Origin of the sequence: Helicobacter sp. 13S00401-1 (genome assembly GCF_002272925.1) — a bacterium.
Lineage (GTDB): Bacteria > Campylobacterota > Campylobacteria > Campylobacterales > Helicobacteraceae > Helicobacter_I.
Genome location: NZ_MLAR01000018.1, coordinates 1 through 25373 on the forward strand (window position 1 = coordinate 1; position 25373 = coordinate 25373).

Consider the following 25373-nt stretch of genomic DNA (forward strand, 5'->3'; position numbering starts at 1 on the left):
TAATTACTAGTGATTGAGAAAATTCTAGTTGTTTTTTTTTTTTTTGTATTAAAGGAAACTTAAAGTGAAAATTTTTGAAGAGAAAATTTATTAAATCAAACTAAAAATGAAATAATTATTTACTTTTCTCTCTTTTTCTTAGAATCTATACAAAACTGATAACACTTTTTAATGCTTAAATAAGGGGATAAGAAAAGATGATCTTGACTTTTAAGAAAGGATATTTACTAAAGTTATAAAACTTCTTTTTACTAGTTTTTAGATGATGCTTTTTTAAGTTTTACAGGGCAGGGCAAGTGGGTTTGTGAGTTATAGTTTATGGCTTATTACTTATTTCGTCATAGTTTTATAGAATCTAGATTCTATATTACTTGTTTAGATTGCCATGTTGCTTAATTAAAATGAGGTAGTGCGTGATTAGATAGTAAGTTTAGTGTGTATCTTTAATGATAAAGATACCCTAAAAAGTGTCACTGTTTGTTAAAAAACTAGCAGTGACAAAGACGTAAGATTTAAAAAGCTTATAAAAATCTTTACTAAAAAAAACTAAAGCATATGCCCTAGTTTTTTCTTTTTATCTTGGAGATACTTTTCATTATACTCATTAGGCTTGATGATGATGCTTTCTCTATGTACCTTAGCGTACTTACTCATCTCATCTACTTTCCTTGGATTATTAGTTAAAAGCTTTATCTCTTCAATATTAAAGTGTTTGAATATCTCTCCAACTATACTGTACTCTCTAGCGTCTTTTGCAAACCCTAAAGCCTCATTAGCCTCTACTGTGTCATAACCCTTATCTTGCAAGCAGTAAGCATTGATCTTATTAAAAAGTCCTATGCCCCTTCCTTCTTGTCTTAGATAGATAAGCATACCACCGGCGTCTTTTATCTGCCCCATAGCAAGGGCTAGCTCTGGTCCACAGTCACATTTCATAGAGCCAAAAACATCACCAGTTAAACACTCAGAGTGCACTCTGACTAAAGGAATCTTAGGAAGAGGATCTGTAAAAACTACAAGATGTTCTAAGATTTTATCATCAAGATACTCTTTAAAAGCTACAGTGGTAAACTTACCAAACCTAGTGGGTAATCTAGCAGCATTTGAAACTTCAAACTTCATTTTCTTAACCTCCATAAACGGTAATTCAGCTGATAAGTTTAGCTAAAGTAGATAACAAAGACTAAGATAATAATCAAATTGATTTTTAAAACTATTTAATACAGGGAAAAAATCTTTATCAACTAACTAGTCTTTTAAAGAATCCTTACTAAGATTCTAAGTAAGCAGGAGTTGTGAATGCAGTCTTTAGGCAAACTTACCTCTTCTTGAACTTTTTCTTTTTACTTCTTGTATGGCGGTATTAAGTTTGTTTAGTATGAAGTGGTTTCTTGTGTTGAAGTACAAAAGGAGTTCAGATAGTTGTTCATTAGTTAGTAACTCAAGGGCGTTTCTAACGTTTTCGTTAAAGACTTCTTCGCTTAAGTTAGCAGTGTCTTCAAAGATCTCTATATATTTTTTATAGTTTTTTCTTTGTTTTTCTGTAAGCCTGTTTTGTTCAACTATGGTGTTTTTAATGTCTACTAATTGTTTTATATTCATATCAAAAAGCTGGGCTTTGCTATAGATCTTACTAATTTGTAAGATTTTGTTTATAACTTCTTTTTTCTCTTTGGTGTTATCATAGTAGGGCTTATACTCTTCTTCCATCTCATTAGGCAAGTAGTGTTGCATGATATCAAGTTTCATGGTAGTAAGCTGTTTTACGTACTCTAGAGTTCTTTTTGAAGATAGTTTATGATACGCACTTTCTAATGCCATCACATCATCCCTTATACCTTCATAGTGGTGCATTAAGGTTTCTTCTTCTTCTTTTGGAAGGTCTTTTAACTCTAAGTTTATAGAATCTAAAAGTTCATCTTGAAGCATGGCGTGCATGAGGGATATTATCCTAATAATTTGCTTGCTTGTGATGGGTAAATTTACTTCATGGATAAAGGAAGCTAGATCACTTGGTGAGTAAAACTTAAGATGTTTATAAATTATCCCATATAAATCAGATACAGTTTTTACACTAGCTAAGTCACTTTGCAAGGTTTTATGCTCTAAGAAGATATTTGAAGTTTGTAAAATATCATCATCTTTTAGCAAGTTAAAGTAATAGTCAATATTTTCTTTTACTAGCTCTTCATAGTCTTTAACTATCTCTTCGCTATCTAGTGCATCGCTACTTTTACCATGGGCTTTTAGATACTCTCTCATAGAAGCATCATCTGGCAAGGCAGGCTTTATTTCATTTTCTAGTTCTTCATCAACTAAGCCATTAAAATCTTTCATCACTACATCTCTTTAAAAGCTTTATATAGTTTTAGCATTTCGATGTGGGCTTTTAGGTCATGTACCCTTAAGATATTAGCCCCATTTTGCAAGGCGTAAAAGTGGGCTAGTGCTGTTGCCAGTCCTCTATCTTCTAACTTGCTTTCAGTTACTTCTCCTAAAAAGCGCTTATAACTAGCACCTATTAAAAGCTCTTTGCCAAAGTGTTTAAAGTGCCTAAGATTCCTTAAAAGCTCTAAGTTTTCTTCTGTATCTTTAGCAAAGCCTATACCTACATCTAAGATAACATTTTTGCATCTATGTCTTTCTAAAAGCTCTAGCTTAGTTGCAAAAAATAAATCTAGTTCTAAGAAAAGATTCTCATAGCTTGTAAGAGAGTTCATAGTTTCTGGAGTGCCACGTGTATGCATCAAGATATAGTTGCAATCTTTTACAAGTGGAAGCATGTCTTCTTTCAAAAGCCCACTTACGTCATTTACTATCTCAAAACCATGCTTTAATGCTTCTTTTGCAGTGCTCGCATTATAGGTGTCTATGCTAAAAGTTACAGATTCATTTTTTAGTGTTTTTACTACTTTAAAAATCTCTTTTAAGCGAGATATTTCAGTTTCTGCGTCTATAATCTTTGCATTAGGCCTACTTGAAGCAGCACCTATATCTATGATATCAGCACCAAGCTCTATATCTTTATATATAGCCTCAATGGCACTTTTAGAATCTGCATGACTTACATAAAAGCTATCTGAAGTTACATTAACTATGCTCATTAGCCTAATGCCTTCACTTTTATAAGACTTTAAAAACTCTTTTAAGGTATCAGCTACTCTTTTAAGTCCAAAAGGCTGGCGATTTAGCGCTTTTATCAAAAGCTTTAGTTGTTTTGGGGTTCCAAGAAGTAAGCAGTCATAGTGCGTTTTAGCGCTAGTTATAGCATCTTTTGGAGTAGCAAGCTCAGCCCCTAGACTTAAGGCGTTTTGTTTTATGATATGCATAGCTGGAGTTTTAAGCTTTTCTATCTTAAAGCCTAAAATATCAGTCTTATCATCCATGATGTGAAGTCCACTTAGATCAGGCCCAAGCTCTACTAACTCATGATGTAAGTTCTCTACCATTTTTATATACATAAATCCTCCATATCTAGTGCTTGCATAAGTTTAAAAGAAGCGCACTTAGTGCAAGATGAGTGCTAAGCTTTGCATTTAGCGCATGACTTGCGTTTCTAAAAAGCTCTAAGTCTTTACTATCAAGTCTTTTTTGTGCACAGATAGTAAAAAGTAAGTCAGTTAGCATCTCTTTGCTAGCCCTTGTGCTTTGTGGAGTAGATTCTATCTCTTTTATTAAGGTATATATTTTTTTAATATTTATAGTTTTTAGATCTAGGGGTAGAGTGTTTATCTCTCTTTTTTGTCTTAGATCTAGTACTTGCATCCTTGAGCGTACCGTGTTTAAAAGTGCGCTTCTTGAAGTAGTAAAGATTAAAAAGATGACATTAGCTGGAGGCTCTTCTAAAATCTTAAGTAGGGCATTTTGTGCATAAATATTAAAGCTATAAGCAAAGATGGCAATGTATTTTGTTTGACTTGTAGCTATGTAGGCTTCTTCTATGATGGCGTGAGCATCATCTATCTTTAGTTCTTCTATGATGGATGTGCTATCTTGATTTGACTTTTTTTGTTCGTATATGCTTAAAAACTCAGGGTCTATGCTTGCACGCAAGTCTTGTTTTTGTTCTTCTAAGTCTTGGGCTAAGACTATGGTTGAAAAGCTATATTTGTTAGTCATTTAGGTGATAGTTAGAATAGATCGCACCAAAGAGTGCTTGCTGAAAAAGATCAAACATTTGTAAGAGTTTAAAGTCTAAAAACTCATCTTTAGAATCTAGTGTAAAAGCAAACTCATACTCAGCATCTAACATCCAAAAGAGACCATTTTCTTTATTTAAAGCAAGGTTTGCATTAGGATTGCTAGCTTTTCCTATGTACCAAAAAGCATAGTTTGTATAGCTCATATCTAAAAGATCATATAAGTCATCATTGTCTTTTTTACCCATAGCATCCCTAGCGCTAATTAGATTAGTAAGAGAGCTTTCAAGTCCGTATATGGGGATAAAAGGCCTATCGTTACTAGCGTTATTAATCTTGCTTAATATGTAGTTTCTAAACCACTTTAAACTATCATCAGTGCAAAGTAAGAGTGTACCAGCATTTACAATATGCTTTATGCTTCTTTGCACTCCTTGAGTAAAACGTATCCTATCAACTTCTAGCCAGCCAGACTGCATGCCTATAGCTTGGACTTGGTTTCTGATAGCATTTAAAATCCAGTCATTAATGCTGCCCATTTCTAGCTACTTATCTAACTCGTATATACTGTGTAAGATTCTAACGCTTAGTTCTGCGTACTTTATATCTACTAGCATAGAGATTTTTATCTCGCTAGTACTTATCATCATGATATTAATGTTCTCATCAGCTAGAGCTTTAAAGGCTTTAGCTGCAACACCAGAGTGACTTTTCATACCAACACCTACTATAGATACTATAGCTACATCAGTATCAAACTCTAAGGTAGCATCTTTATAGCTAGCAAGACATAGTTTAGCCTTTTCTAACTCGTCTTTTGGGACGGTAAAGTCAAGGTTAGTTTTACCATCTCTGCCTACCGTTTGGACTATCATGTCTACATTTATGGAAGCATCAGCTAGAGTATTAAAAAGATGACTTGCAATACCTGGTTTATCACTTACACCATACAGACTAACTCTTGCTTGGTTTTTGTTTAATGCTATACCACTTACTATTGGCTTTTCCATAATGTTATCTTCTCCTGTTATTAGTGTGCCTATATCTTCACTAAAGCTTGACTTTGCATAAAGCTTTACATTCCACTTTTTGGCTAGCTCAACTGAGCGATTTAAAAGGACCTTTGCCCCCATGCTAGCAAGCTCAAGCATTTCATCATAGCTTATCTTTTCTATCTTTTTAGCTTTAGATTCTATGCGTGGGTCTGTAGTGTAAACTCCATCAACATCTGAGTATATCTCGCATACATCAGCCCCAAGTGCCCCAGCAATGGCTACTGCACTTAGATCACTTCCACCTCTTCCTAAAGTAGTTACTTCGCCATTTTCATCTACTCCTTGAAATCCTGCAGCTACTACTATGTAACCCTCACTTAAAAGCTTTCTCATATAAGTTGTGTCTATATACTTAATGCGTGCTTTTGTGTGAACGCTATCTGTTTTGATACCAGCCTTTCTACCACTTAAGCTTTTGGCTTTTAACCCCATGTTATTTAGCGCTATGCTTAAAAGGGCAGCAGTGATTCTTTCCCCACTGCTTAGTGCCATATCCATCTCTCTTTCATCAGGGAGCATAGTAAACTGGTGACCATAATCTAAGATTTGATCTGTAACTCCACTCATAGCAGAGACTACTACTACTAAGGAGTTGCCTTTTTGTGCGCACTTTGCTACTTTATTTGCGACGTTTTGGATTCTATCGCAGTCCATAACGCTAGTGCCACCGTATTTTTGAACTACAAGCATTTAGATATATCCTCCTTTTTTAAAATAAGTCAAAACTTGTTTGTAAGCGTGTTTTTTAAAGTGATTAATCCTAGTCATCATAGTTGGGAAGTCAACAAACTCATAGTTACAAAACTCTGGTTCAGGAGTATTAATATTAATAAAGTTATCTTTTAACCTTACTAAAAAATACTTTTGTATTTGCCCATCAAAAGGATAACCTTTGTCTGTTACCATTTTTCTTGCTATGTCTTTTGGGAAGTCATATTGTACCCATTCTGGATGCTCGGCTATCACTTCTATATTGTTAGTGCCTATCTCTTCTTTCAACTCTCTAAAAAGTGCTTCTTTTGGACTTTCACCTTTGTCTATGCCACCTTGAGGGAACTGCCATATACCCTTTAAGTCGCATCTTTCAGCCAGGAAGAATTCACAGATTCTAGGATAGTTGCAAGATAGTATGATGGCTGCCACATTTGGTCTGTATATTTTTTCTTCCATGACACTACCTTGTAAATTTAAGATTTAAAATAATATCATTTTAGTATAATGACTTTTTTAAGAAATAGCTTTTATGCACATCTTGGTCAAAGAGGTATAAAAAGTATGAAATGTATTGGAATTTAATAGAGTGAAGACAAATTATAAAGCACTTTTGTGTGCAAGCATGTTATTTTTAAGCACAACTGTGGGATTTGCTACAGACTTTGGTCAAGGTGCGCAGGCTGATGGTGATGGTCTTTTTATAGATAGCACAGGGCAAGATTCTTATCCAGATATACATCGCTTTAACCCGCAAACTATTAATCAATATAACGCCTCATTGCTTAACTCTTTGAGTGTTAAGTCTGAGTTTTTAGCCTCACTAAAATCCAATGACAACCTTATAAACATAGACACAAGAAAGTGGGTTTATCTCCTTAGTCAGTATGAAAACGGAAAACATATAGTCTCTACGTTAAGAAAGATGCTTAGTGATGCTAACGTCCCTCAAGAGTTTTTGTTTTTAGCCATGGCAGAAAGTGAGTTTAAATCTAAAGCTTATAGCTCTAAAAAGGCCGCTGGGATCTGGCAGTTAATGCCAAGTACTGCAAGGGAGCTAGGACTAGTTATAAACTCTCAAGTAGATGAAAGAAGAGACCCTATAAAAAGCACAGAAGCTGCTATTAAATACTTAAAGTCTTTGTATAAAGCTACTGGAAAGTGGTATCTGGCAGCTATAGCTTATAACTGTGGGCTTGGGCGTTTGCAAAAAGGCATAAAAGCTGCTGGGACAGATGACTTAGAAGTACTTTTAGACAAACATCATCAATATATCCCAAAAGAAACTAGAAACTATATAAGAAAGATTCTAGCTATGTCTTTAGCCTTCAATGATGTTAATAATCTAAATCAGGAAAATAAAACTTATCTTTTAAACATGGGAGCTAATGACAGTATAGTAACAGTACATGTTTCTCCTGGTACTAGCCTAGCAAAGATAGCTAGGTCTGCTGATATGTCTTTAAGCACACTTAAAAAGTATAACTCCCACTTTAAAGAAAACTACGTCCCACTAGGTAGGATAAGATATAGCGTATATCTACCTTATGAGAAGTTAAGCTACTTTAAACAAAACTTTAAAGATAGTAATAAAAACTCAGTCTTTTTAGTCCACGCTGTAAGGCAAGGAGACACTCTTAGTTCCATAGCTAAAAAGTATCACATAACAGTTAGTCAGATAAAAGATGCAAACGCACTTAAAACATCTTTTTTAAGCATAAACCAAAAACTAATCCTCCCTATAGATAAATATAAGTACGCAAAGCTAGCTTCAAGCCAAAAAGATATAAAGCCTAGAACAAACCCTAAGGCTCAAGGCTACTATGTCCACACAGTAAAAGAGGGTGATACTTTAAGCTCTATCTCTAAAAAGTATAATATCTCCATAAAAGAGATAAAAGACGCTAACTCTCTTAATAGTTCCTTTTTGAGTATCAATCAAAAACTAATCCTTCCAGTAGTGAAATCCAAATATGAAAAATTAGCTTTAGACAACAAGGCTTATAGACGAGGATTTTAAGCTATGCGCTTAAGATTGAGCCATTTTAAGAGCTTAGTTTTTGCATTGTTTGTGGGAGTATTTTTTATAGCCTGTGCTAGTGAGAGTAGGTATGCGGGTGGTATAGGTAGTTTTAAAAGCTATGAAGGCTTACAAGACTACAACTCTAAAGGACCTACTAAAAACTCTATAGCTAGAAGCTATAACTCTGCAAATGAAGGCTTTGTAGCTTCTTTAGTTGAACCAGATGCCTATTCACTAAGTAGAGGAGGAGCTGGTGCTTATATGCTAACTCCAGGGAGTAATGATACTCCTTATGAAAGTAGTGGTGGTTTTGGAAGTAGTGATGAAGATTCTTTATATGGTGGGATGAGGGATAGTGCTGCTATACAAAGGGCTACTATGAGACCTTATACTATAGCTGGAAAGACTTACTACCCAACACAGACTAGTATTGGCGATACCTATGATGGTATAGCTAGTTGGTATGGACCAACTTTTCATGAAAAAGCTACATCTAATGGTGAAACTTATAACATGTATGCACATACAGCAGCCTCTAAGACACTGCCTATGAATACAGTAGTAAAAGTTTTTAATAAAGATAATGGCAAAGTTACAGTAGTTAGGATAAATGATAGAGGCCCTTTTGTGGATGGTAGAATCATAGATCTTTCAAACGCAGCAGCTAGGGACATAGACATGGTTGATAAAGGCACTGCTAATGTTAGATTAGAAGTTATAGGTTTTGGTGGTATGGTGGCTAAGCAAAAAGAAAATGCACTTACTCCAACCCAGCAAGGGCGTTTAGATTCATCCATAAAAGTTGGTGGGCTTCAAAACTCAGCTTTACCTTTAGAGTATGCAGTGCAAGTTGGAACTTTTAAAAAATCTGAGGGCGCTAAGTTTTTAAAACAGTCTTTAGAAAGTAAGGTTAAAAACTATAAAGTTGAAATCTCTAGCATAGATGATAAGTATAGAGTTTTAGTAAAAGGTTTTAAGTCTGAAGGAGAAGCACAAGACTTTATGCACTCTTATTCAATTAAAGGTGTAATAATCGCAGAGTAAGTTTATGACATAAAGGGCAGTATATGACTAGCATTTCTAGAATCACAAAAGAAACAAACATAGAGCTAAGTTTGGAAGTCTATGGCAAGGGGCAAAGTAGTATAAAAAGTGATGTGGGATTTTTAGATCATATGCTAGAAGCCCTAAGCAAGCACTCTTTGATGGATTTAAGCTTAAAGTGTAAGGGTGATATACATATAGATTATCATCACAGTGTTGAAGATATAGGTATAGTTTTAGGCAAAGCACTTCATGATGAGCTTTTCCCAGTTGGCAGGATAGAAAGATATGGAAACGCTAGTGTTGTTATGGATGAAGCTTGTATGGAGTGTGACTTAGATGTTAGTAATAGGCCTTTTTTACTCTTTGATGTAAGCAAGGCAGAAAATGGTTTTTTTGGAAAAGTAGGAAGCTTTGATGTTGAGTTAGTAGAAGAGTTTTTTAGAGCTGTTGTTATAAACTCTGGCCTTAGTTGTCATCTAGTCTTAAAACGAGGAAAAAATTTACATCACATTATAGAAGCAGCATTTAAAGCTTTTGGTGTTGCATTAAGACGGGCAGTTAGTATTAATGAAAGAGTGCTTATGCCAAGCACTAAAGGATGTTTGTAGGAGAAAATATGATCACTGCTAAAGAAAAACAACTAAAAAAAGATCTAATCATAAAAAAAGCTCACATAGAACTTATAGTCCTAGATATAGATGGGACTTTAACTGATGGTAAAGTCTATTATCTTGAAGGCACCAAACAAGATTCCATGAAGTGCTTTGATGTAAAAGATGGACTAGGTATAGTTAAGTGGCTAAAGATAGCAAAAAAAGAGCTTGCCTTAATAAGTGGAAGAAAGTCTAAGTCTAGTGAGTTTAGAGCTAGTGAGCTTGGTATAAAGTATGTTTACACTGGGATACAAGATAAGGCTAAGTGCTTAGAAACCCTTATATCTAAGCTTAAACTTATCCCACAAAATGTTGCTGTTATGGGTGATGATGAAAATGACTTAAATATGTTTAAGATGGCTGGGCTAAGTTATGCGCCAAAAGATGCCTATAAGAGTGTGGTAAAAGCAGCTGATGTAGTTGTTAGTAAAAAAGGTGGGGAAGGGGCTGTAAGAGAGATGATAGAAGACTTACTAAAAGTTAGAAATAGTTTTAATTACACTAAGGATTCCATATAAAAAAAGCAGCATTTTTAAACTATGAACAACTATAGAAAGAAAAAACGCATAGTTCAAAGGCGTAAAGAGGGTAAAAGCACTCTTTATGGAATCTTATCTAGGGTGAATGTAATAGTAGTTTTTTTTGTAGTTTTGCTAGTTATAACATTTACTTCTTTTTGGACTTTTAGACCAAGTAAGATGCCTAGTTATAAAAAAGATAAAAACCAAGCACTTATGGAAGTGCAAAACTTTAACCTAAAAGAAGCAGATACTACTCAAGTTAGTATGGATATAACAGGTAAAAAGGCCATGCAGTATAAAGATAGAGATGAATTTATAGGATTTGATGCTAGGCGTAAGACTATAGATGATGCAAAAAAACAAACTGGCATGGAGATAATTAGTGGGCCAAGTGCGACTTTAAAAAATGATACTTACTATTTTAATGATGGAGTAAACTATACTAAGCTAGATGCACTCAATCAAAAGGATATGACTTTTTATAGCCAAAAAGGAACTTATAATACTAAAAAAGAGATCTTTGATGGAAAGGGTAACTTTACTTTAGAATCTAATCTTAATAATGCAAAAGGCATAGATATCACTTATAATAAAAAAACTAATACAATAAAAGCTAAAGATATAACCGCTTTTATAAGTCAAACTAATAATAAAAGTGGGGATAAATGAGAGTATTTTTAACTGTACTTATAGGTCTTGCTTTGCTTCAAGGAGCTTATGGTGTTAGCGCTTCAAAAACTAGTGATGCTAAGGCTAGTACTTCAAAAACTAGCAGTAAAAAGAGTAATGCTAAAAAGCCAGAAGATAAGATAGAAGTTACAGCTAAAACTTTTACTAGCATTAATAACGTGACTGTAGTTAAAGGTGATGTCTTCATCAAAAAAGGCAAAGATACTTTAAATGCTGACTTAGTTAAGATTTACACAGATTCTAAAAGGCGACCACTTAGATATGAAGCCTTTGGGAACGTCAAGTTTCACACTTTTACAGAAGATGGTAGAGAGCTTAGAGGAAGTAGCAAGAAGCTAATTTATAATGTAGTTAAGAAAGAGTACTCATTAATCGATGATGCTTTTGTAAAAGAAGTTGGTAAGCCTAATGTTGTAAGGGGTGATTTGATAGTACTAGATAGTAATGGCGAGTATGCAAATGTAGTGGGTAATGCAAAGCAGCCAGCGCATGTTACTTTCTTGTTAGATGATAAAGATAGCACTAAATAGATTCTATATCATAGGCAGTATTACTTTTTTTTGCAAGATTAATCAAATCTTTATTCCAACAGTTTCTTTCTCACACTGCTTATCATTTATATGTTTTTTTAATAAAAAAAAAGGGGGGGGTTTATCCCCTCCTTACTCCCGCAAAGCCTGCAAAAAGCTAAGCTTCCTTGAATCTAGTTTAGTTAGCTATAAGCAACTAAGGGTTTTCTTCTTCTTCTTCTTTTTTTTTTTTTTTGGAGAGCCTTTTTTTGATATGAGCCAAGGGGAGGGCCTTGGCTCATTTCCGTTTCTAACCAAAGCGAAGCTTCCTTGAAAACGAAGCTTCCTTGAAAACGTAAGATTCCTTTAAACATCATGCATTTAACACTAATGCTCATTTTTTTTTGTAATTTTTGTCAGCACGAAAAGGGCGAGCTAACGGACACATTTTATAGAAGTAGTTTGCATTTCTATAAGTTTATAGTTTTTATATTTCTATTACGACGCAACAATTCTCATATGTATACTCTCTTGTTTTTGCTTTAGTAAAAACAAGCATGCGTAAGGACTACTAGGCAATATTTTATAAAATAAAAACTAGAGGGGAGAGGAAGGCCTTGCTCAAGATAGGGCCCTCTCCCTCCTTGCCAAAAAGAATAGAAATTCATAAAAGTAGATTCTGACAATAAAAAAACTTAAATGGCTTATCTAACATAAAATTACAAAAATTATAAGAAAAAGCAATACTGCTTATGCTATGAGATTTTATAAAAGCAAGTTTTTTAAAATGGACTTTACGAACTAGCATTTTTAAATATAGAATCTTTAAGTCTTTTAATTGACTAAAGCTAATTTAGCTTTTAAATCTTTTAAAGTAAAAGTATTACCATGCTTTAAAGAAGTTAAAGTCTAGTTAGCTACAAGACTAGCAAGAATATAAACTAGAAAATATAAAATCTTTGTAAGTGTTGTGTGTTTGAAGTAAGAAGTGGAAGTAACATAAGACCTTTTTACCAAAAAGTAAAAGGTCTTATGTTGGTTAAAGGCTATTTCATGCTGATCATTTTTCTTCTTAAGTAAGCGATCTTGCTTTGAAGAGGTAGGTTTTTAGGACATACATCATGACAAGCTATCAAACTCATACATCCAAAAACTCCATTATCATCACCTATAACTTCATAGTAGTCATCAAGTGTTCTTTTATCATGAGGGTCAACCATGAAGCGTGCTATTCTATTAAGCCCAGCAGCACCTATAAAGTCTTCTCTCATAAGTTTAGTAGCACATCCTGCTATACAGCAGCCACATTCTATACATCTATCTAGCTCGAAAGTTTCTTGGGCTACATCTGGGTCTATCCTCTCTTCAGGCTTAGAGATATCTCTTCTTTCGTTGTTGTGTATCCAGCTTTCAACCCTCTTAGTCATACCAGAAAACCATTCGCCAGTATCAACACTTAAGTCTTTTATAAGCTTAAATGAAGGTAGGGGCATAAGGGTTATAACTCCACTTGGGAAGTCTTTAGTTAGGGTCCTACAAGCAAGGCGTGGGCGGCCATTTATCATCATGGCACAACTTCCACATATCCCAGCTCTACACACGAAGTCAAAGCTTAGATCAGGATCTTGTTGCTCTCTTATCATGTTTAAAACTATAAAGATAGTCATAGAAGGAGTTTCTGTAAGTTTATACTCTTTAAAGTGAGGTTTTGATACTGCACTTTGCGGGTCAAACTTTAAAACTTTAATAGTTATATCTCTTCCTTTAGTTTGGGCTGCAGAACTCATTTAGCATCTCCTACTGTAGTTTCTTTGGGTTGTGGTTCAGAAGATTCTGAAGGTTTAAGTCCATCTTGTACTGTGTACCTATTATCAACTTCACCTAGTCTTTCATTTATCTCTTTATATTTTGGTTGTAGTTCAAAAGGCATTAAAGCATCTTGAACGGCATATCTGTTTCCGCCTTTTGCTTCAACTGCTTTAATGGTTTCTAGAACTTGTTTTTCTCTTTCTTCTTTTTTCGGATTAGGTATAAAGTTACCTTTATCACCATAACCTCTATAAGCAGGCGCTATCTCCATTTTCATGATATCTAGTGCTTCATACTCTAAAGTCGGCAAAGTTTGTTTTGGATCTGGCCAAGAAGCAAGAGTCCTATTAAGCCACTTTTCATCATCTCTTTTTGGATAATCTAGTCTTGTGTGTGCCCCACGACTTTCAGTCCTTTGCTCTGCACCATAGGCTACACAAAGTGCGATTTTAAGCATCCTTTGAGTTCTATAGGTATCTTCAAGTTCTGGGTTATCATGAAGTTTTTTGTTTTTTACGTTGATATGTCTTGAACGTTTGATTAGGTCTTCTAACTCAACAACTGCTTCTTTTAACTCTTTGCCATCTCTAAAGACACCAACTTTATGATCCATAATCTGTTTCATAGCATTTCTTATAGTGTAGACATCTTCTTTTCCGCCATTATCTATAAGGCTACTTAGGTAGTCACTTTCTTCTTTTATAAACTCTTCTACAACTGAAGTTTGTATATCTATCTCTGCTTGTGCACAGTGTTCTGCAAAGTAGTCACCTATAATCATCCCAGAAACTACTGCTTCACTAACTGAGTTTCCACCTAGTCTATTAAAGCCGTGTAAGTCCCAGCAGCATGCTTCACCTGCTGAAAAAAGACCTTTTAAAGCAGTCTCTCCTTTTGGATTAACTCTAATCCCACCCATAGAGTAGTGCTGCATAGGTCTAATAGGAACTGCACCTTTTGGTATACCTTTAGAATCTCTTTCATCATCAGCTGGATCGATACCTGCAAAGATTTCAGCTATCTCTTGAACATCTCTTAGGTTTTTTTCTATGTGAGCTCTTCCAAGTATGGCTATATCTAACCAAACAAAGTCTCCATAAGGACCATGTACACCTTTACCTTTTTTGATGTGTTCTAAGATTCTGCGACTAACAACATCTCTACTTGCTAGCTCTTTTTTCTCTGGCTCATAATCAGGCATAAAACGGTGACCATCTACATCTAGTAAAACACCTCCATCTCCACGACAACCTTCAGTCATTAAGATTCCACTAGGTACTAGACAGGTTGGGTGAAACTGAACTGCTTCCATGTTACCTAGTTTTACCACGCCAGTTTCCATAGCGATTGCAGCACCTACACCATCACATATAACTGCATTAGAAGTATTAGCATAGATTCTTCCATAACCACCAGTTGCTATAAGAGTTCCTTTTGCTACATAAGCACTTAGTTCACCAGTAACTAAGTCTCTTACTACTGCACCATAGCAGGTTCCGTTTTGATGTATGATTTTTACAGCTTCTTTTCTATCTCTTATATCAACACCATGTTTATAAGCTTCATTAGCCACTCCATAAAGCATAGTGTGTCCTGTAGCATCAGCAGTAAAACAAGTCCTCCACTTTTTAGTTCCACCAAAGTCACGAGACTGTATATAGCCTTCTCTATCTTTTGCTTCTTCTATCTGAACGTGCTGTCCATTTATAACTGCAGGTCTTTTCCCAGCCTTAATCCTAGTCCAAGGCACTCCGTACTGTGCTAACTCACGTATAGCTTTTGGAGCAGTGGTAACAAACATCCTTGCTACTTCTTGATCACAACCCCAGTCGCTTCCTTTAACTGTGTCCATGAAGTGTACATCTTCATTATCACCAGCACCTTTATTGCCATTAGCAAGGCTTGCTTGCATACCGCCTTGTGCAGCAGCACTATGGCTTCTTCTTACAGGAACCAAACTAAGCACTATAGTGTTTAAGCCCCTCTCGCTAGCAGCTATACCAGATCTAAGTCCAGCTAACCCACCACCTATAATTAATGCATCACAATATATTATTTTCATATTCGCTTCCTTTACTTACTTTTTCATACCAAATGTAGTGGAATCTAAGTGCTTGTAGTATTCTATTCCGTGGCTTGATGGATTTATATGACCTAAACCTATTTTTACATAAGCACCATAAGTAAATAGACCTAAGACTATAAATACTACAGTTATGATCCATTTAATCCATTTTAAACCATTTATACCTAAAGCTTTAAACCATCCCCATTTAATAGCTAATCTATAAAGACCTATACTTCCATGAAGTTCTACAGTAAAAAGTAACACTATGTATAAAATCCAAAAGTTTTGAGTAACAAAACGATAAGAAGATGAGTTAGGTCCTATGCTTCCAGGTTGAGTAAGCATTACATATAAGTGAATAGTTGCGGTAAAAAATAGTATAAAACCAGTGGCTGCTTGTATCACCCACATAGTTGTATCACCGTGCTTCATTAGTCCTTTGTGTGTCTTTAAAATCTTAAATTGTTTGTAATTTATAGGAAATTTACGCATAGCAAAAAATGCGTGAATGACCATAATTGCTATGATTATTATGGCTATTATTGATACTACCCAAGGACCCCCAATTGGCCCTAGAAAGTCAGCTTCAAGAAATTTAGTGACTTTATACATAAAGTCTTGGCTTATTAATATACTAGATACTAAAAGCATGTGTGCTATCATAAATATGGCTAAGATAAATCCTGTGACGCTCTGTATAACATCAAGTCTAGCTGGCACTCTGCTTTTTTTTCTATTAGCAGTCATACCTAAGTAGCCCTCAATTACATCATTATTTTGCATTTAAGCCTCCCTTTGAGAGTTTTGGATTAAGTTTGTAAATATGAAATGCCATGTTAAGTTGCTACAGTTTGCCTTAGTTTTTAGAGTTAAATAGACGCACAAAGAACCTAAATTATGAAACATGCATGACCACATATAAACGAGAATAATTATAACAGATAAAGCCTCCAACCATGGACAAAACAGTGTTAAATATATACACAAGATAAGCAAATATACAATAAAAATGTATATTTATGTAACTTATATCTAGGGTAGGCATTTTTTCATATTAGTAGTTATGAAACATTTTTTATATTTTTAAATCTATGAAGAAATATTAAAGTTTAGATTTAAGATTCTTAACTTTTTAGCTTTTGGCAAGTATTGTGCTATGATAAAACTACTTCAAATTTTCAAGGTTATAACTATGGCTATGTCAAATATTGATCAAGTTACTAGCTTACATAAAAATAACGAACTTCAGCTTCTATGTTTTAGGCTAGAAGAGGGAAAAGACCTATATGCGGTAAATGTTTTTAAGATAAGAGAGGTAGTAAAGTATGATGATATCATCACTATAGTAAGTCATGAGCCAAACTCTCTAGTAGAAGGGCTTATAACTATAAGAGAACTTACTATACCTTTAATAGATATGAGAAAGTGGTTTTACTACGATCCAGAGATGCCTAATAAGGACTTGCGACCTTATGCTATAGCTAGAAATAAAAACGATGATGTTATAGTCATGATATGTGAGTTTTCAAGATGGACTATAGGCGTTAGAATCTATGAAGCAGATAGAATCTTAAATAAAAAGTGGACTGAGATGGAACAAAGTTCAGGCCTTAGTAAAGGCGCAGGGAATGGCAAGCTAGTCTCACGTACAAGATACTATGATGGTAAGCTAGTTCAAGTAGTAGATATAGAAAAGATGCTAGTAGATGTCTTCCCTTGGATAGATGATGAAAAAGCTAGAGAGATAGAAGAAGTTAAGCAGATAAGTAGTTCAAAAACTATACTCTTAGCTGATGATAGTCCTAGCGTGCTTAGAACTATGCAAGGCATACTAAATAGACTAGGTGTTATACATAGCGATTTTATAAATGGTCAAAGGCTGCTTGATTACCTATTTGCACCAACTACTAAGGTAGATGAGATAGGTGCTATCATAACTGACCTTGAGATGCCAGAAGCTAGTGGCTTTGAAGTTATAAGACAAGTTAAGTCTAATCCTAGAACTAAAAATATACCCATTATAGTTAACTCATCTATGAGTGGTTCAAGTAATGAAGAGATGGCAAGATCGCTTGATGCAGAAGAGTTTATCTCTAAGTCTAACCCTTTAGAAGTGGCAAGTGCTTTGCAAAAATATATGCTTAAATAAGTGTAAAAAGCTATAAAAAGTATGTCAGAGACGAATACAAAAGAAGCAAACATCTTAAAGCACATAGATGAGATTCCATCTCCTTGCTATGTGCTAGATAGTGATAGCCTAAAAAGAAACATAGACCTTTTAGAATCTGTATCTAAAAATAGTGCTGCTAAAGTCTTAGTAGCCCTTAAAGGCTATGCTTTTTGGCGTGAGTTTGACTATATTAGAGAAAAGCTTTCTGGGGCGACTTGTAGTGGGCTTTATGAAGCAAAACTTGCTTATGAGATACTTGCTAGCAAGCAAGGCAAGGCTAAAGAAGTGTGTGTTTTTTCACCTGCTTATAAGGAAAAAGAGATAACTGCCTTACTTCCTATAGCCTCAACTATTATCTTTAACTCTTTTTCCCAGCTAACTCTTTTCATAGATAAGATAAAAACTCATAACAAAAAAGCAGATTCTAAAGTAGAAGTTGGTCTTAGAGTTAATCCACTCTATAGTGAAGTAGAACCTTTAATCTATAATCCTTGTGCACCAAAAAGCCGCCTTGGCATCACTCCTAGTGAGTTTAACAAACATAAGCACTTACTAAAAGACCTAGATATAAAACTAGATGGAGTCCACTTTCACACGCACTGTGAGCAAGATTCTAAAGCGTTAGAAAAGACGCTAAAACACTTTGAAAAATACTTTGGAAGTTTTATAAAAGAGCATGACTTAAAGTGGGTTAACTTTGGAGGCGGGCATCATATAACTAGAAAAGATTATGACGTGGGCTTACTAGTTAGTTTAATAAAAGATTTCAAAAAAAGATATGATGATATAGAAGTGCTTTTAGAGCCAGGTGAAGCAGTTGGCTGGCAGGTTGGCGACTTAGTTGGAGAAGTGGTTGATATAGTAGAAAATGAAGGAAAAGTTGCCATCTTAGATATAAGTGCTAGTAATCACATGCCAGATTGTTTAGAGATGCCTTACCGTCCAGCAAGCTATAAGATAAGCAAAACTTCAGATAAAAGTAGAGTTTTAGAAGAAGATAAGGGTGAAAATATAGGCACTTATAAGTATAGATTAGGTGGGCCTACTTGTTTGGCAGGGGATATCATAGGAGATTATAGTTTTGATACGCCTTTAAACATAGGAGATAGTATTTGCTTTAAAGATATGATTCATTACACCATAGTTAAAAACACTACATTTAATGGCATAGAGCTTCCAAGCCTTGGAGTTATAAAAGATTCTAAGTTTGAAGTCTTAAAAAGATTTACCTACAACGATTATAAAGAAAGAAACTAAGTGGCACTATTAAGACAAGATGGGTTTAACTATGAGTTTAACTCTAGTGCCTGTGAGGCTTGTGGCGGGAAGTGCTGCTGTGGAGAAAGCGGCTATATCTTTGTAAGTATAGAAGAGATGAAAGCCCAAGCAAAGTTTTTAGGGATGGATTTTGATAAGTTTTGTTTACAATACATAAAGAAGGTAGGATATAAGTTCTCCCTACTAGAAAAAGCAGCAAGCAAGAAAGATTTAGGCCTTGTTTGTGTATTTTTTGATGAGAAAACAAAAAGGTGCTTGATATATGAAGTTAGGCCAAAACAGTGCATCAGCTTCCCTTTTTGGGATAGTTTTAAACAAGATACTAGCTACTTAGAAAAAACCTGTGCTGGATTTATAAATATGAGGAAAAAATGAAACTACTTTTAATACTACTAATATCTTTTAATGTTTATGCCTTTTCTAAAGACTTAAGCGACTTAGATATGATAAAGATGACTGATGATAAGCTTAGGGCTAGTGATAGCACAACTACTCAAAAACCAACCTTTAAGCAAAGTTTACAAGATAAGCTAGAGCTTTATGAAGATATGTATACTCACACTCAAGATGTCTATCTTTTAAGAGATATCGCTATATTAAATATGAAGCTAAAAAATCTTGATAAGGCCTATAAGTATGTCTTAGAGTTTGAAAAGCTAAGCCCACATTATGATGCTTTAAGTCCTGAGAATCTAGACTTAGAAAACATAAAAGTAGACTACTATGCTGCTAATGTAGAGTTTGAAAAAGCAGTTAGCATACTAAAAAATCTAAGCAAGGTAGATGATAGTTTTACTATAAACTCTAAACTTGGAGGTCTCTATCAAGCCATAGCCTTAAAAGATGACTTAGCAGAGGCTTCACCTGAAAGTATAAACTATCTTAAAAAAGCTTTAGCTGAGTATAAAGTAGCCCTTAGTAAGAATCCTCCAAAAGAGCTAAAAGAAGCCCTAATATTACAGATGTTTTACCTTCACTTTGATAAGTTAAAAGATAGAACTGATGCTTTAAATTTGATAGATGGCTATATGAAAGATAATGACTGCGTTTTTTGCGGAGACTTTTTATATGCTTATAACACAGCTAGTGCAGTAGATGACTTAGTTGGTATATTACAAAGTAAGTTTTCTAAAGGTGATATGAACTCTGGAAAATTTTTACTTGATATCTATTTAAATATGAAAGATAAGTCTAAGCTTTTAAGCCTACTTAAAGATAACAAAAAGGCATGGGGTGATGACTACCACGTCTTTTTATCTTATATCTATGCTAACTTTCAAGAGTATAAACTTGCTAGCGAGGAGGCCTTACAAGCCTATAAGGTAAAAAAAGATTCTTCATTTTTAGGGCTTGAAGCTACTTATAGATATGAGCTTTTAACTAAAAAAAATAAGAGGGATTTAAAGCCAATCATTTCTAGTTTAAAAGAAAGCTTAGATAAGTGGAACAGTCCTAATCTAGCCTTAAAAGGCTATATCTATAACTTTTTAGGCTACTTACTTATAGATCATGATATAGATGTTAAGTCTGGATTAAACTACGTCTCTGAGGCTGTGGCTATAGATCCTACTAATCCAGCCTATATAGATTCTTTAGCATGGGGTTTTTATAAAAACAAAGAATACAAAAAGGCAAAAAATACTTTTGGGTTAATAGATAAAAGCATAGTTGAAGAAGAGCCTGAGATGTTGCTTCACCAAAAAAGTATCTTTAAAGATGAGTTAAATAAGGCTACGTCTAAATAGACGTTAAAAGCACATAAGGCATAAATTAGCAAGATGCAAGAACATAACATTATAGGTAGTCTTAAAAAAGATAGAGATGAAGTAAAGCGCGAAGTTTTAGCAAGTATAGAATCTAAAAAGGCTTTGATGTCTTTTGAGCTACTAGGAAGAAGCCTAGCTTATAACACCTTTCCACCAAGACTAAGCTATCAAGAAAGCGTAGAAGAAGTTTTTAAAGATGGGGTAAAAGTAGCACTTTTAGGTGAAGAGTTTTTAGAAGAGTTTTTTAAAAACGCTGAAGTTAGCTCAGTTGATGCTTTTAAGAATCTTACGAGGCAAGATAGATTTGAAAGCTTGATTATAGATAGTCTTGATTGCATTGATTACATAGGCATGTTTAGGCGTTTAAGCCCTTACTTTTTAATAGCTGGCGGGATAAACTTAGATCCTTATCAAGTCTTAGAAGCAACTATTGCAGGGAGTGATGGAATCTTGTTTGATCTAAGCTATATAGATTCTAAAAAACTTTTAAATGACTTAGTAGCCTTTAGTCTATCTTTAGGGCTTATGCCAGTTTTAAAAATAGATTCTAAAAAAGATTTAAAACTACTTTTAGGGCTTAAAAATCCAGTTGATTGTCTTTATGTTCCAAGTTCTCTTGTGTCCTTAGTGCCAAAAAGATACATCATCTTTAGTGAAGACTACTTAAAGGCTGATGCTTTTATAGAGGTTTTTTAAGTGACTTGCATCTTTGGAGGCAAAGTTTATGAAGGCTTACTTTGTACACTTAGTGCTTATTCTAGCGATGAGGTCTTAAGCCTTTTAAAGCTTATAGATGATGATAGAAAGAAAAAAGATTTTAAGTTTTACTATGTTGGCTTTGTGAAATATGATGCCTTAAAAGAAGCAAGCAAGGCCTTTAAACCACTAGCGTTTTTCATGCTTTTTGAAAAAGAATCTAATCTTTTAAGCCCTACTTTTAACTCTAGCTTTGCGCCTAGGCTTAGTGGCTTTTTAGATTCTAAAACTTATACTAGTAAGATAAAAGCTATAAAAGACTTAATTAGCCAAGGTGAAGTTTATCAGATAAACTTTACCCATATGATTAAAGTTTTTACACTTGCTAGTCCAAAAGATATATTTTTCACACTTATGGCCACTCAAAAGACAAAGTATGCAGCCCTTTTTGACTTGCCTTTTATGCAAGTTATCTCCCTTTCTCCTGAGCTTTTTTTTAAAATAGATTCTAAGTTAGAAGATGAGCTTATAACTACTATGCCTATGAAAGGCACCATTAAACGTGGGAGCACAAAGCCAGAAGATGCAATCTTAAAAAACTATCTTAAAAACGATATTAAAAATCGCAGTGAAAATGTCATGATAACTGACTTACTGCGTAATGACTTAAGTAAAGTTGCAAGCGAAGTTAAAGTAACTAAGCTTTTTGCTATCCACTCTTTTAAAAGCTTGCATCAGATGATATCAGTTATAGAAGCTAGATTAAAGCTAGGTTTAGATGAGGTTTTTAAAGCCCTTTTCCCTTGTGGGTCTATAACAGGAGCGCCAAAAAGTGCAAGCATGAAGCAGATAGATATTTTAGAATCTACTAAAAGAGGGCTTTACTGTGGAGCTATAGGCGTGGTATCTAAAAAAGAGACAGTTTTTAATGTAGCTATAAGGACGCTTTTTAAAGACAGAGATTCTAAGTTTTATAACTACGGAGTAGGGGGTGGCATAGTTTGGGATAGTAAGGCTAGGGAAGAAGAAAAAGAGTTAAGACTAAAGACTAAGTTTTTAACTCCTAAGCTTTTATATCCTACCTTAGAAGTCTTTGAAACTATGTTATATGAAGGTGGTAGTTTTAGGCATCTTAACTTACATATGAGTAGGCTTTTTAAAAGTCTAGATTACTTTAGTGTTGTTTGTGATAGAGATAAGATTTTTAAAGCGCTAGATTCTATAAAGGAAGAGGGCGTTTATAAGTTAAGTATCAGTTTAAAAGGCAAGGTAAGTCTAGCTAGGCGAGAAAAAAAGGAGCCTAATACCCATAAAGTAGTGCTTTCAAAAAAGATTTTAGATTCTAGGGATGACTTTTTATATCACAAAACTTCAAAGCGTGAGGTATTTGCTAGGGCGATGGAAAAAGTTGCCAAAGGCCTAGTTTTTGATGAGATTTTTCTCAATGAAAAAGGGCATGTAACTCAAGGTGCAAGAAGCAATGTCTATGTGTTAAAGGAAGGAATCTATCTAACACCTCCTATAACTGAAGGCTTGCTAGCTGGTACTTTTAGGGCATCTTTGCTTGAAAGTAAAAAGGCTAGGGAGTGTATCTTAAAAGTAGATAATCTAAAAGCTGCTAGTAGTGAGGGCAAACTTTTTTGTAGTAATGCCATTTATGGTCTAGTTAATGTAAAGCTATAAAAAATATGAAAAAAGTTTTATTGCTAGATAATTTTGATTCTTTTACTTTTAATATCAAGCGTTACTGTGAGGAGCTAGGAGCTAGGGTTAGTGTGATAGATCCAAACTGCGCTTTAGATGATGTTAATCTTACTAACTTTACACACTTTATACTAGGACCAGGACCTAGCAGTCCGCAAAATGCTAGCTTGCATTTAGAGTTTTTAAAGCGCTACTTAGATTCTAAATCCCTCTCATCTAAACCCTTGCTTGGAATCTGCCTTGGTCATCAGTGCATAGCTTATGCGCTAGGTGGCAAGATAGAAAGGCTAAAAGCCCCAGTGCACGGCAAGGTTTCAGTTTTAAGGCTAACTAAGGAGGCTAGGGCTTCAGTTTTATTTAGTGGATTTAAGCAAAAAAGCGTTGGGCGTTATCATTCTTTATATGTTAGTAAGTTGCCTAAAAACTTACTTGCTTTAGCTTATGCTAGTGGAGTTTTGATGGCATTTGCCCATGAAAGCCTGCCTATCTTTGGCCTGCAGTTTCACCCAGAAAGCATCTTAAGTATTGAAGGTAGAATCTTACTTAGTAACTTTTTAGATCTGTAGTTTTTAAGTCATCTCCTCACAAGATAAGTTACTTCTAGACTCTTAGCAGTTATCTTTTAAACCCTTAGCATCTAGATCATAAAATCCATGGTTTATAGTTTTATCTTGTTGATATAAAACTATTTGCATTGCACACTAAAAACTACCATCTAGGATTTGTATTATCAATAAATGAGATCTTGTTATAAGGCACAAAAAAGGAGGTAAGATGAATAATATAAATAACTTTAAAGATAAACTCTTAGGATATACCATAGATGATACTTTTTGCTGGCTAGAGTGTGAAGGCTTTATAAAAAAAAAGAAAGTAACACTTACTCCTTAAGCCATAAAAGTTTTAAAGCTTTAAAAAACTTTTATACATCTAAGTACGCTGATCCTTTAAAGCAAGCTACCGCAGGAGAGTTTATAGATATAGCTAACTTTGTTTTAGATAAGGCCTAATAGCATGCAAGATGTTAAACTAAAACTCATACTAGAAAATATAAGCGAAAGAAGCATGTGCGTAATCATAGAAAATGAGCTTTATATAAAGCGTTATGAGCGTGTGCCTATGGCTGGGATAAGGCTTATATCTGATAATGAAAGATATGTAAGTTTTGAAGTACCTAAGGATAGGCTAGAAGAGCTTAACATCATAGGTGTCTTGCGGGCTCATATGATGATAGAAGACATGACGCATATGTGTTAAAAGATACTTGCACTAAACGTTAAGTTTTGTTACTATTTATTGTAAAGCTTAAGTAAAGGAGTTATTGTTATGATATTTCTAGTATTTTTTATAGCTGTGATGACTATAGGATGGACACTTAAGCTACTTGCTTTCTTTGTAAACGGTGGTGGTGAAAAAATAGCTAACGGTTATAATTCCTTTGAAAAAAGCTTAGATGACAAGATAAAAGCTAGAAAAGAAGAGCTTAGAAAACCTATAGATAAAAATGCTCCCTTACAATGGAAAGACTTTAACAATGTTGGTACAAGGACAGGAAGACTAGCACTTAGATCGGCACAATGTTTTTGTGCATTTGTTGTAAGTATCCCAGTAATAATTACTTTAATAAGATATTTTCTAGGACTTAATTAATCACTATAAGTAGCTACAGCTCTTACTACTTCTTTAGGATTAGCTCCTGTAACTATAGTTATAGTATTAGCATTAGTAACACTAGAGTTAGTAGAAGTAGTTGTAGCAGGTTTACTGACTGCTAAGTTTTGTAGTTCAGCTGCTTTTGGTGGAGCCTTAGTTTTACTTAACTCTACTGTAGTACTAAGTCCTAATTTATCTCCTATACTAGCTATAAAGTTTCTTGTATCATTAAAAAAGCCGCTTATCTTTCCTATGATGCCACTTATAAAATCAAAAAGATTAGAAAACACTTCACCTACAAACTTACCTACTCTTTCTCCTGTGCTACTAAAGTCTTCTAAGGCTCCAGTTGATTTTTGTAAGTTACCAAAGAGGGCATTAAAGATTAAAGCTATAGGAGCAAAGACTATCTTTACCATATCCCATATACCTTTTAGTAGTGGCATAAGAGGTCTTGCAGCTTCACTAAAACCTTTAAAGAAACCTTTAAAAAAGGTACTTATAGGTTTCCAGTAGTAAAATATTGCAGCAGCAGCCCCTGCTACGATTAAAGCTATCCACCCTATAGGATTACTAAGGAATGCTATTTTTAATACACCCATAGATCTAGTAACTGCTGCTATAGCAAGTTTAAAATAACTAAGTGGGTTTATAGCCCAAAGAGCCATCCTACCCATCTTTCTCATAGAGCCACCTAAAAATGGCAAAAACTTATCATAAGCATAAGCATTTAGTGCTGCTTTATAAGTTTCTCTACTTAAAAGATTAATGCCATTACTAGCTACAAAGCTAGCAGGTAAGACTTTAAGTAGTTCAAATCTTAAAGGATGTAAGGTACTAGTTAAAGTAAAGCTTCCCAACCTTGCTGCTAGTGCTTTTAT

Annotated in this window: 26 protein-coding genes; 15 read left to right on the forward strand and 11 right to left on the reverse strand. The window is 34.5% G+C overall.

Translation table 11 applies throughout. The features are described from left to right. Nucleotides 1–546 precede the first annotated feature (546 nt). From ribA to BKH43_RS07535, 7 genes are all read right to left on the reverse strand, one after another. Complete coding sequence (gene ribA, locus BKH43_RS07505) at nucleotides 547–1122, reverse strand: GTP cyclohydrolase II (RefSeq protein WP_095230194.1); 576 nt, start codon at nucleotides 1120–1122, stop codon at nucleotides 547–549. Between the two features lie 186 nt (nucleotides 1123–1308). Further along, on the reverse strand, nucleotides 1309–2337 hold the full coding sequence (locus BKH43_RS07510; RefSeq protein WP_095230196.1) for a hypothetical protein: 1029 nt from the start codon (nucleotides 2335–2337) through the stop codon (nucleotides 1309–1311). A gap of 2 nt (nucleotides 2338–2339) precedes the next feature. After that, nucleotides 2340–3461 (reverse strand): dihydropteroate synthase, encoded by a 1122-nt coding sequence (gene folP, locus BKH43_RS07515; protein ID WP_095230198.1) that lies wholly within the window; start codon nucleotides 3459–3461, stop codon nucleotides 2340–2342. A 13-nt stretch (nucleotides 3462–3474) separates the two neighbouring features. Further along, nucleotides 3475–4119 (reverse strand): DNA polymerase III subunit delta', encoded by a 645-nt coding sequence (locus BKH43_RS07520; protein WP_095230200.1) that lies wholly within the window; start codon nucleotides 4117–4119, stop codon nucleotides 3475–3477. Continuing rightward, entirely contained in the window at nucleotides 4112–4678 is a 567-nt protein-coding gene (locus BKH43_RS07525) for a HobA family DNA replication regulator (protein WP_095230202.1), read from the reverse strand. Before BKH43_RS07525 ends, BKH43_RS07520 begins: the two co-directional genes overlap by 8 nt. A 6-nt stretch (nucleotides 4679–4684) precedes the next feature. Continuing rightward, nucleotides 4685–5884 (reverse strand): aspartate kinase, encoded by a 1200-nt coding sequence (locus BKH43_RS07530; protein ID WP_095230204.1) that lies wholly within the window; start codon nucleotides 5882–5884, stop codon nucleotides 4685–4687. Continuing rightward, nucleotides 5885–6364 (reverse strand): RNA pyrophosphohydrolase, encoded by a 480-nt coding sequence (locus BKH43_RS07535; RefSeq protein ID WP_095230206.1) that lies wholly within the window; start codon nucleotides 6362–6364, stop codon nucleotides 5885–5887. Between the two features lie 166 nt (nucleotides 6365–6530). Between BKH43_RS07535 and BKH43_RS07540 the strand changes: the two genes are divergently transcribed. Genes BKH43_RS07540 through lptA form a run of 6 tightly spaced genes read left to right on the forward strand, consistent with a single transcriptional unit; the run spans nucleotide 6531 to nucleotide 11369 of the window. Next, a complete protein-coding gene (locus BKH43_RS07540; RefSeq protein ID WP_143429055.1) occupies nucleotides 6531–7925 on the forward strand; it encodes a lytic transglycosylase domain-containing protein in 1395 nt (464 codons plus the stop codon). Nucleotides 7926–7928: 3 nt separating this feature from the next. Continuing rightward, nucleotides 7929–8972 carry a septal ring lytic transglycosylase RlpA family protein gene (locus BKH43_RS08725; protein WP_095230209.1) on the forward strand — a complete coding sequence of 348 codons (1044 nt, stop codon included), beginning with the start codon at nucleotides 7929–7931 and terminating at the stop codon, nucleotides 8970–8972. A gap of 23 nt (nucleotides 8973–8995) precedes the next feature. Next, nucleotides 8996–9583, forward strand: a complete 588-nt coding sequence (hisB, locus tag BKH43_RS07550) for an imidazoleglycerol-phosphate dehydratase HisB (protein ID WP_095230210.1) — start codon at nucleotides 8996–8998, stop codon at nucleotides 9581–9583. Between the two features lie 8 nt (nucleotides 9584–9591). Continuing rightward, nucleotides 9592–10146, forward strand: coding sequence for an HAD hydrolase family protein (locus BKH43_RS07555; RefSeq protein ID WP_095230243.1), 555 nt, complete (start codon nucleotides 9592–9594; stop codon nucleotides 10144–10146). A gap of 21 nt (nucleotides 10147–10167) precedes the next feature. Further along, complete coding sequence (gene lptC, locus BKH43_RS07560) at nucleotides 10168–10818, forward strand: LPS export ABC transporter periplasmic protein LptC (RefSeq protein ID WP_095230212.1); 651 nt, start codon at nucleotides 10168–10170, stop codon at nucleotides 10816–10818. Continuing rightward, entirely contained in the window at nucleotides 10815–11369 is a 555-nt protein-coding gene (gene lptA / locus BKH43_RS07565; protein WP_095230213.1) for a lipopolysaccharide transport periplasmic protein LptA, read from the forward strand. Before lptC ends, lptA begins: the two co-directional genes overlap by 4 nt. A gap of 1025 nt (nucleotides 11370–12394) precedes the next feature. On the opposite strand, the gene BKH43_RS07575 is transcribed toward lptA, so the two are convergent. The 3 genes from BKH43_RS07575 to BKH43_RS07585 are packed head-to-tail and all read right to left on the reverse strand — an operon-like array spanning nucleotide 12395 to nucleotide 16008. Next, the gene (locus tag BKH43_RS07575) at nucleotides 12395–13135 is read right to left on the reverse strand and encodes a fumarate reductase iron-sulfur subunit (RefSeq protein ID WP_095230216.1); all 741 of its coding nucleotides are present in this window, start codon (nucleotides 13133–13135) and stop codon (nucleotides 12395–12397) included. Beyond that, complete coding sequence (locus BKH43_RS07580) at nucleotides 13132–15219, reverse strand: fumarate reductase flavoprotein subunit (RefSeq protein ID WP_095230218.1); 2088 nt, start codon at nucleotides 15217–15219, stop codon at nucleotides 13132–13134. Before BKH43_RS07580 ends, BKH43_RS07575 begins: the two co-directional genes overlap by 4 nt. A gap of 15 nt (nucleotides 15220–15234) precedes the next feature. Continuing rightward, nucleotides 15235–16008, reverse strand: coding sequence for a fumarate reductase cytochrome b subunit (locus BKH43_RS07585; RefSeq protein ID WP_095230221.1), 774 nt, complete (start codon nucleotides 16006–16008; stop codon nucleotides 15235–15237). Between the two features lie 403 nt (nucleotides 16009–16411). Here BKH43_RS07585 and BKH43_RS07590 point away from each other — a divergent pair, with 403 nt between their 5' ends. The 9 genes from BKH43_RS07590 to BKH43_RS07630 all read left to right on the forward strand — a co-directional run bounded on the left by BKH43_RS07590 (nucleotide 16412) and on the right by BKH43_RS07630 (nucleotide 24489). Next, nucleotides 16412–17374 (forward strand): chemotaxis protein, encoded by a 963-nt coding sequence (locus BKH43_RS07590; RefSeq protein ID WP_172402349.1) that lies wholly within the window; start codon nucleotides 16412–16414, stop codon nucleotides 17372–17374. 21 nt (nucleotides 17375–17395) lie between these two features. Further along, entirely contained in the window at nucleotides 17396–18652 is a 1257-nt protein-coding gene (gene nspC / locus BKH43_RS07595; RefSeq protein ID WP_095230227.1) for a carboxynorspermidine decarboxylase, read from the forward strand. Next, on the forward strand, nucleotides 18653–19048 hold the full coding sequence (locus BKH43_RS07600) for a YkgJ family cysteine cluster protein (RefSeq protein WP_095230229.1): 396 nt from the start codon (nucleotides 18653–18655) through the stop codon (nucleotides 19046–19048). Beyond that, nucleotides 19045–20418 (forward strand): hypothetical protein, encoded by a 1374-nt coding sequence (locus BKH43_RS07605; protein ID WP_095230231.1) that lies wholly within the window; start codon nucleotides 19045–19047, stop codon nucleotides 20416–20418. The genes BKH43_RS07600 and BKH43_RS07605 overlap by 4 nt, the downstream gene beginning before the upstream one ends. Before the next feature lie 33 nt (nucleotides 20419–20451). Further along, a complete protein-coding gene (locus BKH43_RS07610; protein WP_095230233.1) occupies nucleotides 20452–21135 on the forward strand; it encodes a hypothetical protein in 684 nt (227 codons plus the stop codon). Next, the gene (locus BKH43_RS07615; protein ID WP_095230235.1) at nucleotides 21136–22818 is read left to right on the forward strand and encodes a bifunctional anthranilate synthase component I family protein/class IV aminotransferase; all 1683 of its coding nucleotides are present in this window, start codon (nucleotides 21136–21138) and stop codon (nucleotides 22816–22818) included. It begins immediately after the preceding gene. A 5-nt stretch (nucleotides 22819–22823) separates the two neighbouring features. After that, nucleotides 22824–23405 (forward strand): aminodeoxychorismate/anthranilate synthase component II, encoded by a 582-nt coding sequence (locus BKH43_RS07620; RefSeq protein WP_095230237.1) that lies wholly within the window; start codon nucleotides 22824–22826, stop codon nucleotides 23403–23405. Nucleotides 23406–23853: 448 nt separating this feature from the next. Further along, complete coding sequence (locus BKH43_RS07625) at nucleotides 23854–24096, forward strand: S24 family peptidase (protein WP_095230239.1); 243 nt, start codon at nucleotides 23854–23856, stop codon at nucleotides 24094–24096. Between the two features lie 69 nt (nucleotides 24097–24165). Next, nucleotides 24166–24489, forward strand: a complete 324-nt coding sequence (locus BKH43_RS07630; protein ID WP_095230241.1) for a hypothetical protein — start codon at nucleotides 24166–24168, stop codon at nucleotides 24487–24489. Here the strand turns inward: BKH43_RS07630 and BKH43_RS07635 are convergent. Continuing rightward, nucleotides 24486–25373, reverse strand: an 888-nt coding sequence (locus BKH43_RS07635) for a hypothetical protein (protein WP_216358500.1), incomplete at its 5' end; no start/stop codon positions are given. The two genes, BKH43_RS07630 and BKH43_RS07635, sit on opposite strands and share 4 nt — an antisense overlap.

Excerpts from the sequence above, each read along its gene's own strand:
- ribA (WP_095230194.1), bottom strand. The coding sequence starts at position 1,122 with ATGAAGTTTGAAGTTTCAAATGCTGCTAGATTACCCACTAGGTTTGGT.
- BKH43_RS07510 (WP_095230196.1), bottom strand. The coding sequence starts at position 2,337 with ATGAAAGATTTTAATGGCTTAGTTGATGAAGAACTAGAAAATGAAATA.
- folP (WP_095230198.1), bottom strand. The coding sequence starts at position 3,461 with ATGTATATAAAAATGGTAGAGAACTTACATCATGAGTTAGTAGAGCTT.
- BKH43_RS07520 (WP_095230200.1), bottom strand. The coding sequence starts at position 4,119 with ATGACTAACAAATATAGCTTTTCAACCATAGTCTTAGCCCAAGACTTA.
- BKH43_RS07525 (WP_095230202.1), bottom strand. The coding sequence starts at position 4,678 with ATGGGCAGCATTAATGACTGGATTTTAAATGCTATCAGAAACCAAGTC.
- BKH43_RS07530 (WP_095230204.1), bottom strand. The coding sequence starts at position 5,884 with ATGCTTGTAGTTCAAAAATACGGTGGCACTAGCGTTATGGACTGCGAT.
- BKH43_RS07535 (WP_095230206.1), bottom strand. The coding sequence starts at position 6,364 with ATGGAAGAAAAAATATACAGACCAAATGTGGCAGCCATCATACTATCT.
- BKH43_RS07540 (WP_143429055.1), top strand. The coding sequence starts at position 6,531 with ATGTTATTTTTAAGCACAACTGTGGGATTTGCTACAGACTTTGGTCAA.
- BKH43_RS08725 (WP_095230209.1), top strand. The coding sequence starts at position 7,929 with ATGCGCTTAAGATTGAGCCATTTTAAGAGCTTAGTTTTTGCATTGTTT.
- hisB (WP_095230210.1), top strand. The coding sequence starts at position 8,996 with ATGACTAGCATTTCTAGAATCACAAAAGAAACAAACATAGAGCTAAGT.
- BKH43_RS07555 (WP_095230243.1), top strand. The coding sequence starts at position 9,592 with ATGATCACTGCTAAAGAAAAACAACTAAAAAAAGATCTAATCATAAAA.
- lptC (WP_095230212.1), top strand. The coding sequence starts at position 10,168 with ATGAACAACTATAGAAAGAAAAAACGCATAGTTCAAAGGCGTAAAGAG.
- lptA (WP_095230213.1), top strand. The coding sequence starts at position 10,815 with ATGAGAGTATTTTTAACTGTACTTATAGGTCTTGCTTTGCTTCAAGGA.
- BKH43_RS07575 (WP_095230216.1), bottom strand. The coding sequence starts at position 13,135 with ATGAGTTCTGCAGCCCAAACTAAAGGAAGAGATATAACTATTAAAGTT.
- BKH43_RS07580 (WP_095230218.1), bottom strand. The coding sequence starts at position 15,219 with ATGAAAATAATATATTGTGATGCATTAATTATAGGTGGTGGGTTAGCT.
- BKH43_RS07585 (WP_095230221.1), bottom strand. The coding sequence starts at position 16,008 with ATGCAAAATAATGATGTAATTGAGGGCTACTTAGGTATGACTGCTAAT.
- nspC (WP_095230227.1), top strand. The coding sequence starts at position 17,396 with ATGTCAGAGACGAATACAAAAGAAGCAAACATCTTAAAGCACATAGAT.
- BKH43_RS07605 (WP_095230231.1), top strand. The coding sequence starts at position 19,045 with ATGAAACTACTTTTAATACTACTAATATCTTTTAATGTTTATGCCTTT.
- BKH43_RS07610 (WP_095230233.1), top strand. The coding sequence starts at position 20,452 with ATGCAAGAACATAACATTATAGGTAGTCTTAAAAAAGATAGAGATGAA.
- BKH43_RS07620 (WP_095230237.1), top strand. The coding sequence starts at position 22,824 with ATGAAAAAAGTTTTATTGCTAGATAATTTTGATTCTTTTACTTTTAAT.
- BKH43_RS07625 (WP_095230239.1), top strand. The coding sequence starts at position 23,854 with ATGCAAGATGTTAAACTAAAACTCATACTAGAAAATATAAGCGAAAGA.
- BKH43_RS07630 (WP_095230241.1), top strand. The coding sequence starts at position 24,166 with ATGATATTTCTAGTATTTTTTATAGCTGTGATGACTATAGGATGGACA.